This window comes from Bacillus sp. REN16 (assembly GCF_020731355.1).
In the GTDB taxonomy this organism is placed as follows: Bacteria; Bacillota; Bacilli; order Bacillales; family Bacillaceae_L; genus Ferdinandcohnia.
The window spans coordinates 15,397-30,883 of record NZ_JAJFZK010000013.1 but is presented as its reverse complement, the minus strand read 5'-3'; the positions used below and the strand labels follow the sequence as shown (position 1 = coordinate 30,883).

Here is a 15,487-nt window from a genome sequence, read left to right as displayed (position 1 = left end):
AAAGCGAGCTGTTAGCTCGCCTTTTTTTGTTCCTTTTTATAAATATCAATACCCGCTTCACTTAACATCCATTCAATATGAACACCATATCCGCTTGTCGGGTCATTTACAAATACATGTGTCACTGCTCCAATTAGTTTACCGTCTTGAATGATAGGACTGCCGCTCATCCCTTGAACGATACCACCTGTTTTATCTAATAAGCGTTTATCCGTAATTTTAACAACCATTCCTTTTGTCGCAGGAATTTTTTGAGGAACAACACTCACAATTTCAACATCAAATTCCTCAACCTTGTCGTTTTCTACAACTGTCAAAATTTTTGCAGGTCCAGGCTTTACTTGATGTGAAAGTGCAATTGGAAGCGGCTTATCCATTATGCCGTTATTCACTTGTTTGTTTAACTCACCAAAAATGCCAAACGGACTATTTCGTTTAATGTTCCCGATGATTTCCTTATCTGCTGAAAAACGCGCAAGCTTTTCACCAGGATCACCATTGCTTCCCTTTTCAATAGAAGTAACCGTGGATCTTACAATTTGGCCATCAGATACAACGATTGGCTCCTTCGTATCCATATCAGAGATTACATGGCCTAATGCCCCGTATTTTTTCGTATCAGGGTGGTAGAAGGTCATCGTCCCAATACCGGCAGCTGAATCGCGTATATAGAGACCAATTCGATATGCCTCATCATTCTTATCTTTTAGCGGCATTAGCTTCGCATTAATATCCTCGTTGTCTCGAACAATTACCAGGTTTAATGGATCACCGGTTTTACCGGATTCTTGAACAAATGGTCCTACATCACTCATTTTTTCAATTTTTTTACCATTGATCTCTTTAATGATGTCTCCAACCTGTACTCCAGCAATTTCACCTGGGGACTTTTTTCCATCATCTGTGTCAATTTGGTGGTGACCAACAACTAACACACCAAGGGTATTGAGTTTCACCCCAATTGATTGACCTCCAGGTATAACCTTAAAGTCAGATAATACATTAACATTTACCTTTTTAACTGGAATACCAGCAAATTCAACCATCATCTCACCTTCACCATTTTCATTGGCAGCTATTGAGATCTGTTGATCCCGGGCTGCTGATGAAAAAGCAAAATTGGAATCCTGAATAGATGTGGTGACTGGTAATGAGGATTGGACTGTGAAATCTTGACCTTCAAATAGAGTAAGGTGTTTAGGAATTTCTATATATTCTTTAAGCGGCTTGTAAAACCCTAAAGCCATTAATGAAACAAGGAGAAATGTACCAATTATATATCTAATTTTATCTGTCTTCATTTACTTTTCACTCTCCTCGCTCCTATCCCACGCCATATTCCTAATCAAATGCGCCTTAGCGAATTTGCTCTCGAAATTTTATGGCTACATTCTTTAATTTGGCCTTTCGGGGTCACATTTATAACAACTTAGAGATTAAAAAAGCTACCCATTTTGGATAGCATTACAAATAAAAATCGCTCTTAACTTTGTATAAAGCTAATCTGCATTTAGTGATTTACCATTTGTCGTGCAAGTTTGCTTTCTTTTGCAAGGGTTAACAACTCTTTTGCATGTTCTTTCGTTAAATCGGTAATTTCAACGCCCGAAATCATACGACTAATTTCCTTTATTTTCTCGGTCTCATCTAACGGGGTAACTGACGTTGTCGTTCTTCCTTGTATCGTTTCCTTCGCTATAAATAAATGGGTATCAGCCATTGCCGCAACCTGCGGAAGGTGTGAAATACATAGAACCTGAGAGCCAACAGATACTCCATAAATTTTTTCAGCAATCGCTTGTGCTACACGACCGCTTACACCAGTATCAACCTCATCAAAAATAATGGAGGTAACACCTTGGTGTTTTGAAAAAATACTTTTAATTGCCAGCATTATCCTTGATAGTTCCCCGCCAGAAGCAACCTTTGCTAATGGTTTTAGTGGTTCACCAGGATTCGTCGAAATATAAAATTCAATATCATCTTTCCCATTTGAAGTGAATTTAATAGGTGATTCTTCAAAAAAATTAATATCAAATTTCGCTTTTTCCATATAAAGGTCTTTCAATTCCCTCGTAATTTTTGCAATAAGCTCTTTTGCAAGCCTTTTTCGAAGCTGAGAAACATTTTCAGACTCAAGCTTTACATCTTCCAGAATGGATTCAAGCTCTTCTTTTAGCTTCCCAATATGCTGCTCTCGATTTTGAATCGTGTCAACCTCATCCTCAATTTTTGCTGCATATTCTAGAATTTCTTCAACTGATTGTCCATATTTTCGCTTTAACTGAGCGATTTCATTTAAACGGCCTTCGATAAAGTCCAGTCTTTCAGGATCAAACTCCAATTCATCCAGCTGATCACGTATTTTATAGGAAATTTCCTCCAATTGATAAAAGCTGTTGGAGATGATTTCATGAATGTTCTTTAATTCTTTATCAATATCCATGACATCTTCGGAATGATTCATAGCCAGTCCAACCCAATCAAGACCTTTTTGGTCTCCATAAAGCGCGTTATAGCTATTTTGAAGGGCTTTGAAGATCTTTTCGTAATTTGAAATCTTTCTTCTTTCCTCGGTTAGTTCCAGATCTTCATTCGGCTTTAGTTTTGCTTTTCCAATCTCATTTAATTGAAATTGGATTAAATCAAGGCGATGTACCATCTCTTGTTCATTTTCATTAAAGCTTTTTAACCGTTGCTTTATATTTAAAAAACTCTTATAAACCGCTTGGTATTCATGTAATGCTTGTTTAATCGAATCTCCGCCATATTGGTCAAGCATATCGATATGCCGTTCCTGATTCATCAAATCCTGGTGTTCATGCTGGCCGTGAATATCGATTAAAGTTCTCCCAAATTCACGGAGAATAGCAATCGTAACGAGTTTACCGTTAATCCTGCAAACACTTTTTCCTGATTTTGAAATATCTCTTCGTAAGACAATCATTCCCTCGCTAATTTCTATTCCGAACTCTTCAGCTTTTGCGTAACATGGATGAGTGTCATCTTCTATTAAAAAAAGACCTTCAATTTCTGCACGTTCTTCCCCATAGCGGACAAATTCTGCGGATCCTCTGCCACCCACCAATAAATGAATCGCATCGATGATGATGGATTTCCCCGCTCCGGTTTCACCAGTCAGGACCGTTAAACCTTTTTCTAATGATACAGAAAGTGATTCAATAATGGCGAAATTCTTGATTGATAATTCTGCTAACAATTCCTGCACCTCCTTATTTCACTGTCACAGCATGTCTAGGAATCGTTTAGACACAATTTCGGTTTGTTCCGGAGTTTTACAGATGATTAAGCAGGTGTCATCTCCACAAATTGTCCCTAAAATTTCTTCCCAATCTAAATGATCGATTAATGCACCAATCGCATTTGCATTCCCCGGAAGGGTTTTCATCACAAGCATATGGCCTGCTGAATCAATCTTTACGAAAGCATCCATCAATGAACGCTTAAGCTTCTGAAGCGGATTGAAACGTTGGTCTGCTGGTAAACTGTATTTATAACGACCATCAATCATCGGAACCTTTACTAAATGGAGTTCTTTTATGTCTCGGGATACGGTTGCTTGGGTGATGTTGTACCCCTCACTTTTTAAAATATCAACAATTTCATCCTGTGTTTCAATATCATTGCTCGTAATGATTTCACGGATTTTAATATGTCGTTGACCCTTATTCATCATGTATTCCTCTCTCTCATAAACGTGTTATATTACCTCCTATGTTAGCCGATTCTGACAAGATTGTACATTTTTTTTACTGATTTTAAGGTTAACAATGCGAGAGAGGTAATAATTTATTTAACGAAGAAAGAGGACAGCGCAATGGCTATCCCCTTAACATTTATGATTTATCATTCTTTAAGTTTGCATGTGCACTTTCAACAATCTCTTGTTCACTAACAGGGAGTTTGTTTTCCCCAACTTCTGCGGGTCCATTCCAACGTAAATGAAGTAAAAATTCGATATTTCCTTCTCCGCCAGTAATAGGCGAGTATGATAAATCGATGCAATCATACCCTTCCTTTAAGGAAAATTCGATAATATGCGTCAGCACAGCCTCATGCGTTTTCGGATCACGAACAATCCCCTTTTTGCCAACTTGTTCTTTCCCTGCTTCAAATTGCGGTTTAACAAGAGCCACAATATCACTGTTAGGAACGAGAAGTGTTTTTAACACAGGTAATATCAAGCGCAATGAGATAAAGGACACATCAATTGTTGCAAACTCAGGTAAACCGCTTTGGAGGTCTGCGGGAGTCACATACCTGAAATTGGTCCTTTCCATCACGACTACACGTTCATCCTGACGAAGCTTCCACGCAAGCTGGTTATACCCGACATCTAGGGCATATGACTTCTTAACGCCATTTTGAAGCGCACAATCCGTAAATCCGCCAGTCGAGGAGCCAATATCAATCATGATTTTATCTTTAATATTTAAATCAAAAACTTTTAAGGCTTTCTCGAGTTTCAACCCACCCCTACTTACATAAGGGATAACGTTTCCCTTAACAGTAAGAGGTATATCAATTTCTACTTTTTCTCCAGGTTTATCAAGTCGTTCCTGATTTGTATAGACGAGACCAGCCATGATGGAACGTTTTGCTTTTTCTCTTGTTTCAATCAAGCCACGTTCAACTAATAAAACGTCGAGTCTTTCTTTTTTTGTACCCATGCTTACACTCTTTTCTTATTAGGTACGAGCTTGTGAATACGTTCAACGACATTTTCCGTTGTCATGCCAATTTCGGCGAGCAGATCGTTGACGTTTCCATGCTCAATAAATTGATCTGGAATTCCCATTCGATCAATTTTAACATTTTGATATTCATGATCATAAGCAAATTCCAGTACCGAACTGCCAAATCCACCCATCAGCACTGATTCCTCAATTGTTAAAACAGGAAGATTTGATCCTAAAATTTGATGCATCATATCATTATCAAGTGGTTTAATAAAGCGAGCATTCACCACTCTTACGGAAATATCCTCTTTTTCAAGTCGCTCTGCTGCTTCAAGTGCCATTGGTATTGTTGTTCCAAACGTTAAAATAACAGCATCTGTTCCCGGTTTCACGATTTCCCATGAACCGATTGGAATCAGCTTTAGCTCTTCATCCATATCGACTCCAAGGCCATTTCCTCTTGCATATCTTAGAGCAATCGGACCTTCATCATAATGAATTGCCGTATTTACCATGTGTTGACCTTCATTCTCGTCCATTGGCATCATGATGACCATATTAGGGATATGTCTTAAAAATGCAATATCGAATACTCCCTGATGTGTTTCTCCGTCTGCTCCAACTAAACCCGAACGATCGATTCCAATGAATACATTTAGGTTTTGACGACACACATCGTGCACGACTTGGTCATATGCTCTTTGTAAAAACGTCGAATAAATGGCAAGAAACGGCTTCATACCTTGTGTTGCAAGACCAGCCGCCATTGTAGTTGCATGCTGTTCGGCAATTCCCACATCATACATACGTTCCGGGAATTCCTCCGCAAACTTTTCTAGCTTTGAACCTACAGGCATTGCAGGTGTAATCGCAACAATACGCTGATCATTTTTGGCTAGCTTCCGAACTGTCTCACTAATAACGGCACTCCATGCTGGAGGTGCATTTTTAGGTTTAACAAAATCGCCTGTTTCAATTTTATATGGGCCTGTACCATGCCATGTTCCGATTTTGTCAGTTTCAGCAGGGGTATAGCCCTTTCCTTTTTTTGTAATGACATGGACTAAGACTGGACCCTTTGTTTTCTTTGCATATTCAAGGGTTTCAAATAAATCTTCAAAATTATGCCCATCAATCGGTCCTAAATACGTAAATCCAAGCTCCTCAAAGAAGACTCCAGATACAAGCAGATATTTAAGACTATCCTTTACTCGCTCAGCGGTTGCTGCAAGCTTTCCGCCAACAGCTGGAATTTTCTTCAGTAAAAGCTCTAGTTCATCTTTAACCCAATTATATTTACCAGCAGTTCTTAATCTCGCAAGAACATGATGAAGAGCGCCTACATTTGGCGCTATCGACATTTCATTGTCATTTAAAATCACAATCATATCTTTCTTTTCATGTCCAATATGATTTAACGCTTCCAATGCCATTCCACCCGTTAAGGCACCATCACCAATAATGGGAACGACAAATTCCTTCGTTCCTTTAACATCACGCGCAACAGCCATCCCCATAGCAGCGGAAAGACTTGTTGAGCTATGTCCTGTTTCCCAAACGTCATGCTCACTTTCAACACGCTTCGGAAACCCGCATAGCCCTTTATATTGACGCAATGTATCAAATTCACAAGCCCGTCCCGTCAAAATTTTATGCACATATGACTGGTGACCCACATCCCAAATAAATTTATCGTTTGGACTGTCAAACTCCTTATGTAAAGCAATTGTCAGCTCAACAACTCCAAGGTTAGGGCCAATATGTCCACCAGTCTTAGATAATTTCTCTATTAAAAATTGACGGATATCCTGACTCAATGTATTCAATTCGTCTAATGACATATTTTTAAGGAACTTAGGGTCTTTAATACTTTGAAGATCCAAAGGTTTCACTCACTTTCATTTACTATTCCGCCTTAAATATACTTTTAGAGGTTGTTCAAAAAGTATATTTAATGATCTCTAGATGCGATTAGATTGCACATATAGTCTAGTATATCATGTTTCATATCAACACTATATAAAAACCGTTTTGCTTCATCTATATGAAAGGTTAATTTTTCCTTTGCACCCTCAAGAGTTAATAAAGCAGGATATGTATTTTTATGATTACCTGTATCACTGCCGACCGGTTTCCCAAGAACAATCTCAGTGCCCTCAATATCTAAAATATCATCCCGAATTTGAAAAGCCAGGCCTAAATGATGTGCAAATTGGGATAGCTTATCAAGCTGTTCACTAGTAGCATCTGCAAGTATCGCCCCTGCAATTACGCTATATGCTAATAATTTTCCAGTTTTATGGCGGTGAATGTATTCCAACTCTTCCAGGTTCAGGACAGCTCCTTCACCTTCCATATCAGCAACCTGTCCGCCAACCATTCCCTCAGGTCCAGATGCTTTCGCTAATTCTGTAACGAGCAAAAGCTTCTTTTCAGCAGATATATGGTCTTTCATGGACTCAGTAATTACTTGAAAACTGTATGTCAGAAGCGCATCCCCCGCTAAAATTGCGACTGCCTCTCCATACACCTTATGATTGGTGGGCTTCCCTCTGCGAAGATCATCATCATCCATACTCGGAAGATCATCGTGAATAAGGGAATACGTATGAATCATTTCAACTGCACACGCAGTCGGCATACCAATACTCTCATCTTTTCCAAAGGAATGAAGCGTGCCTAATAACAATAATGGACGAATTCGTTTTCCACCCGCTTCCAGGGAATAGTCCATGGCATCCTTGATGATTTCCGGGGCTGATAAATGAGAAATATACTTCGGCAGCTGCTCCTCGATCTTATTCTTTTGTATGTTTAAAAATTGCTCTACCTCAGTTGGCTGCCTCACTATTCTTCCTCCTGAATCGTAAACGGCTCAAGTTCGCCATCTTCACGCAAAATTTGCTCCATTTGCTTTTCAACATGCTGAAGCTTATCATGACAAAGCTTTGATAGCTTCATTCCATCTTGGAAATAAGTGATTGCTTTCTCTAAAGGGACATCCCCTTCTTCAAGACGCCCAACAATTTGCTCGAGCTGTTCCATTGCTTCCTCAAAGGATAATACCTTTTCTTCACTCATTTATTGTCTCTCCTCTATTTCAATTACTTCACAATCAAGATGACCGTCCGTAAGCTTTACCTTTATTCGATTCCCCGATTCCACTTGCTGTACACTTTTCACTAAATGTTCTTCCTGATCGTATACGAGGCTATATCCGCGGTCCATGATTTTTAACGGACTAAGAGCTTCAAGCTTTGCAAGAGTTGATGAAAAAACATATTGCTTCTGCTTTAAAATTTGTGTAAATTCCTTTACAAGCATTTTCGTATGATAGTCCTGCTTATGCTTTGCTTGAACAAGCTTTTCACTTGGATGGTTATGCAGTAATCTTAGCTTTAGCCTTTGAAATTCCTCCTGCTTACGAGAGAAAGCCATTACTCCTTCTCTTTCCAAACGTTCTACCAACCGATCAAGCTGTTGCTCCTTTTGTTGATAGAGATTCTTTGGAAAACGAAAAGCATAGGATTTTTTCAATGTATCTAATCGTTTCGTATCATTTACCAATTTTTCCTTCATAGCACGTAATAAACGTGTATGTCTCACTAATAAACGTTCTGAAAGCTCCGCCAAATGCGGAACAGCCAATTCCGCAGCACCTGTTGGTGTTGGTGCACGTAAATCAGCAACAAAATCGGCAATCGTTACATCAGTCTCATGACCTACCGCTGAAATAATCGGAACCTTAGACTGAAAAATCGCTCGTGCCACTATTTCTTCGTTAAAAGCCCAAAGCTCCTCAATCGAGCCTCCACCGCGTCCAACAATAAGGACATCAATGTTTCCAAATTCATTCGCTTGTTGAATCGCCTTTACGACGGAAGGTCCGGCATTAACCCCTTGGACTAAAGCAGGAAACACAATTACCTTAGCGATAGGAAATCTCCGTCTAATCGTTGTAATAATATCCCGGATTGCAGCACCAGTAGGCGAAGTAACAATTCCAATATAGTGCGGGATTTTGGGAATAGGCTTTTTATACTGTTGTGAAAAAAGTCCTTCAGCCTCAAGACGCTTTTTCATTTCTTCATAGGCTAAGTATAAATTTCCGATCCCGTCTGGCTGCATTTCTTTTACATAGAGCTGATAATTTCCGTTCGATTCAAATACAGTGACCTCACCGCGAAGTAACACTTTCATCCCGTTCTCAGGAGTAAACTTCAATTCACGGTTGTAGCCAGCAAACATGACAGCTTGAATTCGTGCTTGCTGATCCTTAATCGTAAAATACATATGCCCGCGGCTATGCGCTTTAAAGTTTGAGATTTCCCCTTTTACCCAAATATCCTGTAAGTGAGGGTCGGCATCAAATTTACGCTTAATATACTTGGTTAGGGCTGCTACCGTTAAATAACGATTCTGATCCATTCTACCCGATCCCTACTTTCTTGACAGAAGGGCAGATTTTTTTGCAGATTGAACAGTATTATGCAGTAGCATTGTAATTGTCATTGGGCCCACTCCACCTGGTACTGGAGTAATATAGCTTGCTTTTTCCTTCGCATCATCAAACACAACGTCGCCAACAAGCTTACCAGTTGATTCTAGGCGATTTACGCCAACATCGATTACAACTGCACCTTCTTTAATATAATCCCCTGGAATAAAATTCGCTCTACCAACAGCAGCCACTAAAATATCAGCTTGAAGAGTCATTTCTTTTAAATTTTTCGTTTTCGAATGACAATATGTCACGGTCGCATTTTCTTTAAGGAAAAGCTGTCCAACTGGCTTTCCAACAATATTACTTCTTCCAACAACAACAACATGCTTACCTTCAATTGAAATCTGTATTGATTTCACCATTTCAATAATTCCATATGGTGTACATGGGAGGAAGGCATCTTGTCCAATCATCATTCTTCCGATATTAATCGGATGGAACCCATCCACATCTTTTTCAGGTGAGATTCTTTCGATAACAGCTGTTTCATTAATTGTATTTGGCAAAGGTAATTGAACAAGAATTCCATGGATAGAAGGATCCTGATTTAAGCGGTCAATTTCTCCTAGTAAAAATTCTTCGGTGATAGTATCCGGATATTCTAGCATTAGGGAATGGATACCCGTTTCTTTACATGCTTTATCTTTACCTTTTACATAGGATCTTGAAGCTGGGTTATTCCCTACCAATAGCACAGCTAAACCCGGAACGATTCCCTCTTGTGCTAATTTTTGTACTTCCTCAGCAAGTTCGTTTCGTTTTGTTTGTGCTAATTCTTTCCCACTAATAATCTCTGCTGCCATTTTTCAACTCTCCCTTTTATACATTCAATCATTTGTTGGATTTCTCTTATTTCAAAGCATAAAGGTACGTTTATTTCACTATTGTATCTTTTATTTTCGATAGAATCGCATTAATAAAACGGCTTGAGCTGTCATCCCCGAATTCTTTTGCAAGTTCAATCGCTTCATCCATACTTACTTTTACTGGGATTTCATCTACATACTTCATTTCAAAAACAGCGATTCTTAATATGGAGCGGTCTACATTTGCAAGTCTTTCAAGATTCCATTTTTCAAGATGCTCTCGTAATAAGGTATCAATTTCTTCTTTATGTTCGACAACTCCATGAACGAGCTGCTCAAGGAAAGGATCTGAAGAATCTTCTTCCAGTACACTTTCAATCGCTTCTTTCGGATCACTTTCACTTACATCCACCTGGAATAACGATTGTAGAGCCTTTTGTCTTGCTGTACGTCTTTTCATTTTATTTCTCCTTTATGTATAGTAAAACTTATTTGTCCCACTAACAGTCTAATACCATGATAATATCATAAAATAATTTCAAAATAAAAACCAACCCTAATATAGAGGATAAAAAAGAAAAAAGTCTGATAGCGTTTGCCATCAGACACTTTTTTCATTACATCTCTTCTTCCACCTGAACTTCAGGTTTTTGGGATTCAAATAAGACACCTACAACGTGGATGTTTACTTCATTTGCATCTAGAGCAGTCATATTCAATAAAGCTTGACGTACATTGTCCTGAATTTGACGAGCAACATTGGGAATGGAAACGCCAAAGTTCATGACACAGAATACATCAACAATAATGCCTGTTTCTGTTAATTCGACTTTAACACCTTTTCCATGATTTTTCTTTCCAAGTTTCTCAACAACACCTGAAGCAAAATTCCCTCTCATTGATGCGACTCCTTCAACTTCTGAAGAAGCAATACCTGCAATCACTTCAATTACCTCTGGTGCGATTTCAACCTTACCAAGACCATTGCTGCCTTGATCCATTTCTAAAATATTCGTTTCCGCTGTCATCAGCAAGCACCTCCTATAATAGATCTATACTTAATTGTACTACTACATAACCTCATGCAATTCAAGAAATTTTGTATTGAAGTCCCCGCCTACAAATTTTTCATGATTCATAAGTCGGAGGTGGAAAGGAATTGTCGTGTGCACACCTTCAATTACAAATTCGCTAAGGGCACGCTTCATTCTTGAAATTGCTTCTTCCCTCGTTGCCCCATAAGTAATGAGCTTTGCAATCATGGAATCGTAATACGGAGGTATTGAATAGCCAGGATACGCTGCTGAGTCTATTCTTACCCCAAGACCACCTGGTGGTAAATACATTTCGATTTTTCCAGGCGAAGGCATGAAATTCTTCTCTGGATTTTCCGCATTGATTCGACATTCAATTGCCCAACCATTAAATGTTACATCTTCTTGAGTTAATGAAAGCTCTTTACCAGATGCTACGTAAATCATTTCTTTAATTAAGTCCACTCCAGTTACCATCTCTGTGACGGGATGCTCAACCTGGATTCTTGTATTCATTTCCATGAAATAGAATTTGTCATTAATGTGATCATAGATGAATTCGATTGTTCCCGCTCCTGAATAGTCAACAGCTTTTGCCGCTTTAACAGCAGCATCACCCATTTTTTTCCTTGTTGCTTCATTGAGGGCAGGTGATGGAGTTTCCTCAACAAGTTTTTGCAAACGACGTTGAATGGAGCAATCTCTCTCTCCTAAATGTATCACATTTCCATGGTTATCGGCTAATACTTGAATCTCGACATGGCGGAAATCTTGAATATATTTTTCAATATACACGCCAGGGTTACCAAAGGCAGTTGCCGCTTCTTGCTGAGTGATGTTGATTCCCTTAACGAGTTCTTCCTCATCTCTCGCAACACGAATCCCTTTTCCGCCCCCACCAGCTGTGGCTTTAATAATGACAGGATAACCCATATCATTTGCAAGGGCGATCGCTTCACCCGAATCCTTGATGATTCCTTGAGAACCAGGCACGATTGGTACTCCCGCTTCTCTCATCGTTTCACGAGCAACGTCCTTTGTTCCCATTTTGTTTATAGCTTCAGGACTTGGACCAATGAACGTTAGGTTAACTTCACGGCAAAGCTCTGCAAAATCTGCATTTTCTGCTAAAAAGCCATATCCGGGGTGAATACCTTCACAATCTGTTAGCTTTGCAACACTAATAATATTTGTAAAATTCAAATAGCTATCTTTTGATGATTTAGGACCAATACAATAGGCCTCATCTGCTAATTGAACGTGGAGTGATTCACGGTCTGCTTCCGAGAAAACAGCTACCGTTTCAATTCCAAGCTCTTTACATGCTCGAATGATACGAACAGCTATTTCTCCACGGTTTGCTATTAAGATCTTTTTTAACATACGGTCGCTCCTCATTTATGTGATGTTCAAAAAATCGGCCGAATATGACGCATCGAATTTCCGCGTTGTCTTGCTTCTCCGTTCCTCGCGTATTAACTACATACGCTCCGGTACTCAAAGCTGCGCCGCCTTGAAATTTCGACGCACAGGATGTGCTAGTGTCGATAATGCCACAGGACGTGGCGTTTTTGTCGACCCGGTCCTCTTCACCCTCCTTTTGAACAAGGATTTATGCTTTTACTAAGAATAATGGTTGGCCATACTCCACAAGCTGACCATTCTCTACCAATATTTCAACGATTTCTCCATTCACTTCTGCTTCAATCTCGTTGAATAGCTTCATTGCTTCAACGATACAAACAACAGAATCTTCTTTTACTTTATCACCTTTTTGAACATAAACATCAGCATCTGGTGATGGAGATGCATAGAAAGTACCAACCATCGGTGAAACAATTTTATGTAAGTTTTCATCAACTGTTGGTGCAGCTGCAACGGGCTCTGCCGGCTGGGCTTGCGGTTGTGCAGGTTGTACAGCAGGTTGAGCTGCTTCAGCAACAACTGGAGCAACAGGTTGTGCTTGCACCTTGCTTTCAACAACTGTTTGAACAGCTGTTTCTTTATTTTTTTTCATTTTAATTTTTGAGCCTTCGCTCTCAAATGTAAACTCGTCAATATTTGATTGATCAACTAACTTAATAAGCTCGCGTAGCTCTTGAATTTTATACATTCGTTACACTCCTTGTGAATAACTCAAAATATATTTCCTAATCAAATGCGCCTTGGCGGATTTGTGCCCAGATTTTTTCGAGCAAGCTCGAAAAGATACCTTTGAAAATCTGTGACATCCGCCGGAGACTTAACATTATTCTGAAGAAGTGGGAGACTTCTTCAGAATAATGTTATAGGTAGCATTTTATTGCTAGTATTAGTACCACATACTAATATGATACGATACTTAAAAGGTTCATTTCAATATATTGTGCAGATTTTTTATCGAAAACGTTATCATCGATATACAAATCATAACAAAACTTTCCCTGAATTTCATTGTTTTATGAAAACAAAAAAAGCACGGCGGATATTACCGTGCTTTGAAGATATGGATTACTTTTCTTTTTCACCAGTTAATTCAAATTGTACTGCCATATTTTGAAGGTCACCTATCTCGCTGCGAACAAGACGTAAAATATCGTTGGCCTGTTTACTAGAGCTATCCTTTGATTTAACTATAATTCTAATTTTATCACCCTCTACTCGAACTAGAGCGTCCTCGTAGTTATTACTTTTAATCATCGTTTCAATAATTTTCTCTTTTGTTTTGATTTCTTCTAGCTTCGTGATTTCGTCATAAGCCTTAAGCTTTTGGTCAGCTGTAAGCTCAGTAGAAGCTGTTTGTGCTTCCAAATTGCTTCTTAATTTACTGCGATACTCATCAATTTGCAGACGTAACTCAGCAAACATTTCATCATCTGCAATCGATGAAATCACATTGCCATTTTCATCCTCTTCAACAGTAACGCTTGCACCTTCTTTATTTTCAGTTTTACTTACATTTTTATCTTCAGTGGCTGTTTCCACATTTTCTTTTTCAGTATCCTTTTGCTCATCCTGCTCTACTGCCACATTATTGTTGTTTTCAGGTGTTGTAATATAATACACAGATAACACAACAACTAGACTTAACATTGTTAATAACCATACCGTTTGTTTTTTCAATAACATTTTATTAATCCCCCTTCGTTTTCCTTGGTACAACTGCTACTTTATGATTTGGAACATCAAATCCTTTTGTAACTGCCTCAACTACCATTTGTTTTATTTTCGCGTTCTCAACACCCTTAGCAACGATTAGAACACTTCGAATTTCCGGCTTTTCAATCTTCAGGATGATTGGCGTTTCTGAATCTCCACTGCGGATGATGACAACTTGCTCATCTGTTGTAATGTCCTCAACTTGTCGTTTTCCGCCATCCCTATCCTCCTCATTTGTGATTTGGCTTTGGGTGACGGTGTTTTTTTCAAGTATTTTTGTTTCAGTAGCATCTACACTCACCGAAACGATGACATCCTCTACCCCCGCAATCGCTTCAAGCGCCTCCTTGAGCTCGTTTTCATAACGATCCTCATATTTGGAGATCGCCATTGTCAGGTCATCATCCTTCTGCTGTCCAAAAGTTGGCTCATCTTTACTGCTCACTTCTTGCGAAGAAGCAGGCAAAACAGAAGATGATGGTTTGTCACCGAATAAATTACTAATTAACATAAAGACTACTCCAGCTGCTAATAAAAGTAATAAATATTGGTTTTTCTTGTTTCCCTTTTTATCTGGCGGGTCATCCTTGGACCCAGGGAATATCCCTTTGAGTGTGTTCAAAATTCCTTTTTTCTTTTCCATCTACGACTCTTTCCCCCCTTCCACAGTGACTACAATCTTTTCTGAGTCCATTTCCCATCTGGTGGATAATGATTTTGCGATTGCTTTGACATTGGTTTGATCTGCTTTTTTATACACTGGTTTAATCTGCTTGGAGGTATTAATCTCAACCGGTTTGACCACTGGGACATCATCTGGCTCGGCAGTCTCTTCTGATAACACCACCTCGATTGATTGAATGTCATCATAAGTAACAGTGTCATTGTTTTCGATTTCACTATTTAGGAGTATATTAACTTTTTGAACTGTTAGATTGGATTGTTTCGTCATCAACTCCTCTTCAACATCGTTTCTCATTTGGACTTGCACTGTTTCTAAAGCATATGCACGTTGTGAGGCTTGTATTTCTTTTTTCTTCAAATCTATTAAATTTTCTAGATTTTTTTCAGTTTGAACCGGTTTTAAGTTCATATTTAACAATGCCTGATCCAAATCAGATTTAAACAGGGAGAACAATGGAGTTAAGATAATTAGGATTAATAACAGACCCGTTACCATTTTCACGTATTTTTGCATACTCGAACTCGGCAACAGCATGTCCATAATTGTGGCAAGTAAAATAAATAAAATAATATTTGTGACCCATTCGGCAATAAAACTCAGTGTCCTCACCTCCTAAATCT

At 38.9% G+C, this 15,487-nt stretch carries 16 protein-coding genes; all 16 read right to left on the bottom strand.

Annotation, left to right across the window (positions count from 1 at the left end):
* Nucleotides 1–11: 11 nt before the first annotated feature.
* Complete coding sequence (spoIVB, locus tag LKW28_RS17445) at nt 12–1,301, bottom strand: SpoIVB peptidase (protein ID WP_229141704.1); 1,290 nt, start codon at nt 1,299–1,301, stop codon at nt 12–14.
* A gap of 209 nt (nt 1,302–1,510) precedes the next feature.
* Nucleotides 1,511–3,220 carry a DNA repair protein RecN gene (gene recN, locus LKW28_RS17440; protein ID WP_229141703.1) on the bottom strand — a complete coding sequence of 570 codons (1,710 nt, stop codon included), beginning with the start codon at nt 3,218–3,220 and terminating at the stop codon, nt 1,511–1,513.
* Nucleotides 3,221–3,244: 24 nt separating this feature from the next.
* Complete coding sequence (gene ahrC, locus LKW28_RS17435; RefSeq protein WP_229141702.1) at nt 3,245–3,694, bottom strand: transcriptional regulator AhrC/ArgR; 450 nt, start codon at nt 3,692–3,694, stop codon at nt 3,245–3,247.
* Nucleotides 3,695–3,857: 163 nt separating this feature from the next.
* Entirely contained in the window at nt 3,858–4,691 is an 834-nt protein-coding gene (locus tag LKW28_RS17430; protein WP_229141701.1) for a TlyA family RNA methyltransferase, read from the bottom strand.
* A gap of 2 nt (nt 4,692–4,693) precedes the next feature.
* Nucleotides 4,694–6,583, bottom strand: coding sequence for a 1-deoxy-D-xylulose-5-phosphate synthase (gene dxs, locus LKW28_RS17425; protein ID WP_229141700.1), 1,890 nt, complete (start codon nt 6,581–6,583; stop codon nt 4,694–4,696).
* Between the two features lie 68 nt (nt 6,584–6,651).
* Complete coding sequence (locus LKW28_RS17420; protein WP_229141699.1) at nt 6,652–7,548, bottom strand: polyprenyl synthetase family protein; 897 nt, start codon at nt 7,546–7,548, stop codon at nt 6,652–6,654.
* Complete coding sequence (locus LKW28_RS17415) at nt 7,548–7,781, bottom strand: exodeoxyribonuclease VII small subunit (protein WP_229141697.1); 234 nt, start codon at nt 7,779–7,781, stop codon at nt 7,548–7,550. The genes LKW28_RS17420 and LKW28_RS17415 overlap by 1 nt, the downstream gene beginning before the upstream one ends.
* The gene (xseA, locus tag LKW28_RS17410) at nt 7,782–9,128 is read right to left on the bottom strand and encodes an exodeoxyribonuclease VII large subunit (RefSeq protein WP_229141695.1); all 1,347 of its coding nucleotides are present in this window, start codon (nt 9,126–9,128) and stop codon (nt 7,782–7,784) included.
* Between the two features lie 12 nt (nt 9,129–9,140).
* Nucleotides 9,141–10,007 (bottom strand): bifunctional methylenetetrahydrofolate dehydrogenase/methenyltetrahydrofolate cyclohydrolase FolD, encoded by an 867-nt coding sequence (folD, locus tag LKW28_RS17405; RefSeq protein WP_229141694.1) that lies wholly within the window; start codon nt 10,005–10,007, stop codon nt 9,141–9,143.
* A gap of 70 nt (nt 10,008–10,077) precedes the next feature.
* Nucleotides 10,078–10,470, bottom strand: coding sequence for a transcription antitermination factor NusB (gene nusB / locus LKW28_RS17400; RefSeq protein ID WP_229141692.1), 393 nt, complete (start codon nt 10,468–10,470; stop codon nt 10,078–10,080).
* Nucleotides 10,471–10,627: 157 nt separating this feature from the next.
* Complete coding sequence (locus tag LKW28_RS17395; RefSeq protein ID WP_229141690.1) at nt 10,628–11,038, bottom strand: Asp23/Gls24 family envelope stress response protein; 411 nt, start codon at nt 11,036–11,038, stop codon at nt 10,628–10,630.
* Between the two features lie 42 nt (nt 11,039–11,080).
* Complete coding sequence (gene accC, locus LKW28_RS17390; RefSeq protein WP_229141689.1) at nt 11,081–12,427, bottom strand: acetyl-CoA carboxylase biotin carboxylase subunit; 1,347 nt, start codon at nt 12,425–12,427, stop codon at nt 11,081–11,083.
* A gap of 229 nt (nt 12,428–12,656) precedes the next feature.
* Complete coding sequence (gene accB, locus LKW28_RS17385; protein ID WP_229141687.1) at nt 12,657–13,157, bottom strand: acetyl-CoA carboxylase biotin carboxyl carrier protein; 501 nt, start codon at nt 13,155–13,157, stop codon at nt 12,657–12,659.
* A 377-nt stretch (nt 13,158–13,534) separates the two neighbouring features.
* Nucleotides 13,535–14,152: a SpoIIIAH-like family protein gene (locus LKW28_RS17380; protein WP_229141685.1), complete on the bottom strand. Its 618-nt coding sequence runs from the start codon at nt 14,150–14,152 to the stop codon at nt 13,535–13,537.
* A 4-nt stretch (nt 14,153–14,156) separates the two neighbouring features.
* Nucleotides 14,157–14,825, bottom strand: coding sequence for a stage III sporulation protein AG (spoIIIAG, locus tag LKW28_RS17375; protein ID WP_229141684.1), 669 nt, complete (start codon nt 14,823–14,825; stop codon nt 14,157–14,159).
* Nucleotides 14,826–15,476 (bottom strand): stage III sporulation protein AF, encoded by a 651-nt coding sequence (gene spoIIIAF, locus LKW28_RS17370; protein ID WP_229141682.1) that lies wholly within the window; start codon nt 15,474–15,476, stop codon nt 14,826–14,828.
* Nucleotides 15,477–15,487: the final 11 nt, after the last annotated feature.

What these genes read in the sequence shown, in the direction of transcription:
- spoIVB (WP_229141704.1), bottom strand. Translation starts at nt 1,301, where the DNA reads ATGAAGACAGATAAAATTAGATATATAATTGGTACATTTCTCCTTGTT.
- ahrC (WP_229141702.1), bottom strand. Translation starts at nt 3,694, where the DNA reads ATGAATAAGGGTCAACGACATATTAAAATCCGTGAAATCATTACGAGC.
- LKW28_RS17430 (WP_229141701.1), bottom strand. Translation starts at nt 4,691, where the DNA reads ATGGGTACAAAAAAAGAAAGACTCGACGTTTTATTAGTTGAACGTGGC.
- LKW28_RS17415 (WP_229141697.1), bottom strand. Translation starts at nt 7,781, where the DNA reads ATGAGTGAAGAAAAGGTATTATCCTTTGAGGAAGCAATGGAACAGCTC.
- xseA (WP_229141695.1), bottom strand. Translation starts at nt 9,128, where the DNA reads ATGGATCAGAATCGTTATTTAACGGTAGCAGCCCTAACCAAGTATATT.
- folD (WP_229141694.1), bottom strand. Translation starts at nt 10,007, where the DNA reads ATGGCAGCAGAGATTATTAGTGGGAAAGAATTAGCACAAACAAAACGA.
- nusB (WP_229141692.1), bottom strand. Translation starts at nt 10,470, where the DNA reads ATGAAAAGACGTACAGCAAGACAAAAGGCTCTACAATCGTTATTCCAG.
- LKW28_RS17395 (WP_229141690.1), bottom strand. Translation starts at nt 11,038, where the DNA reads ATGACAGCGGAAACGAATATTTTAGAAATGGATCAAGGCAGCAATGGT.
- accC (WP_229141689.1), bottom strand. Translation starts at nt 12,427, where the DNA reads ATGTTAAAAAAGATCTTAATAGCAAACCGTGGAGAAATAGCTGTTCGT.
- accB (WP_229141687.1), bottom strand. Translation starts at nt 13,157, where the DNA reads ATGTATAAAATTCAAGAGCTACGCGAGCTTATTAAGTTAGTTGATCAA.
- LKW28_RS17380 (WP_229141685.1), bottom strand. Translation starts at nt 14,152, where the DNA reads ATGTTATTGAAAAAACAAACGGTATGGTTATTAACAATGTTAAGTCTA.
- spoIIIAG (WP_229141684.1), bottom strand. Translation starts at nt 14,825, where the DNA reads ATGGAAAAGAAAAAAGGAATTTTGAACACACTCAAAGGGATATTCCCT.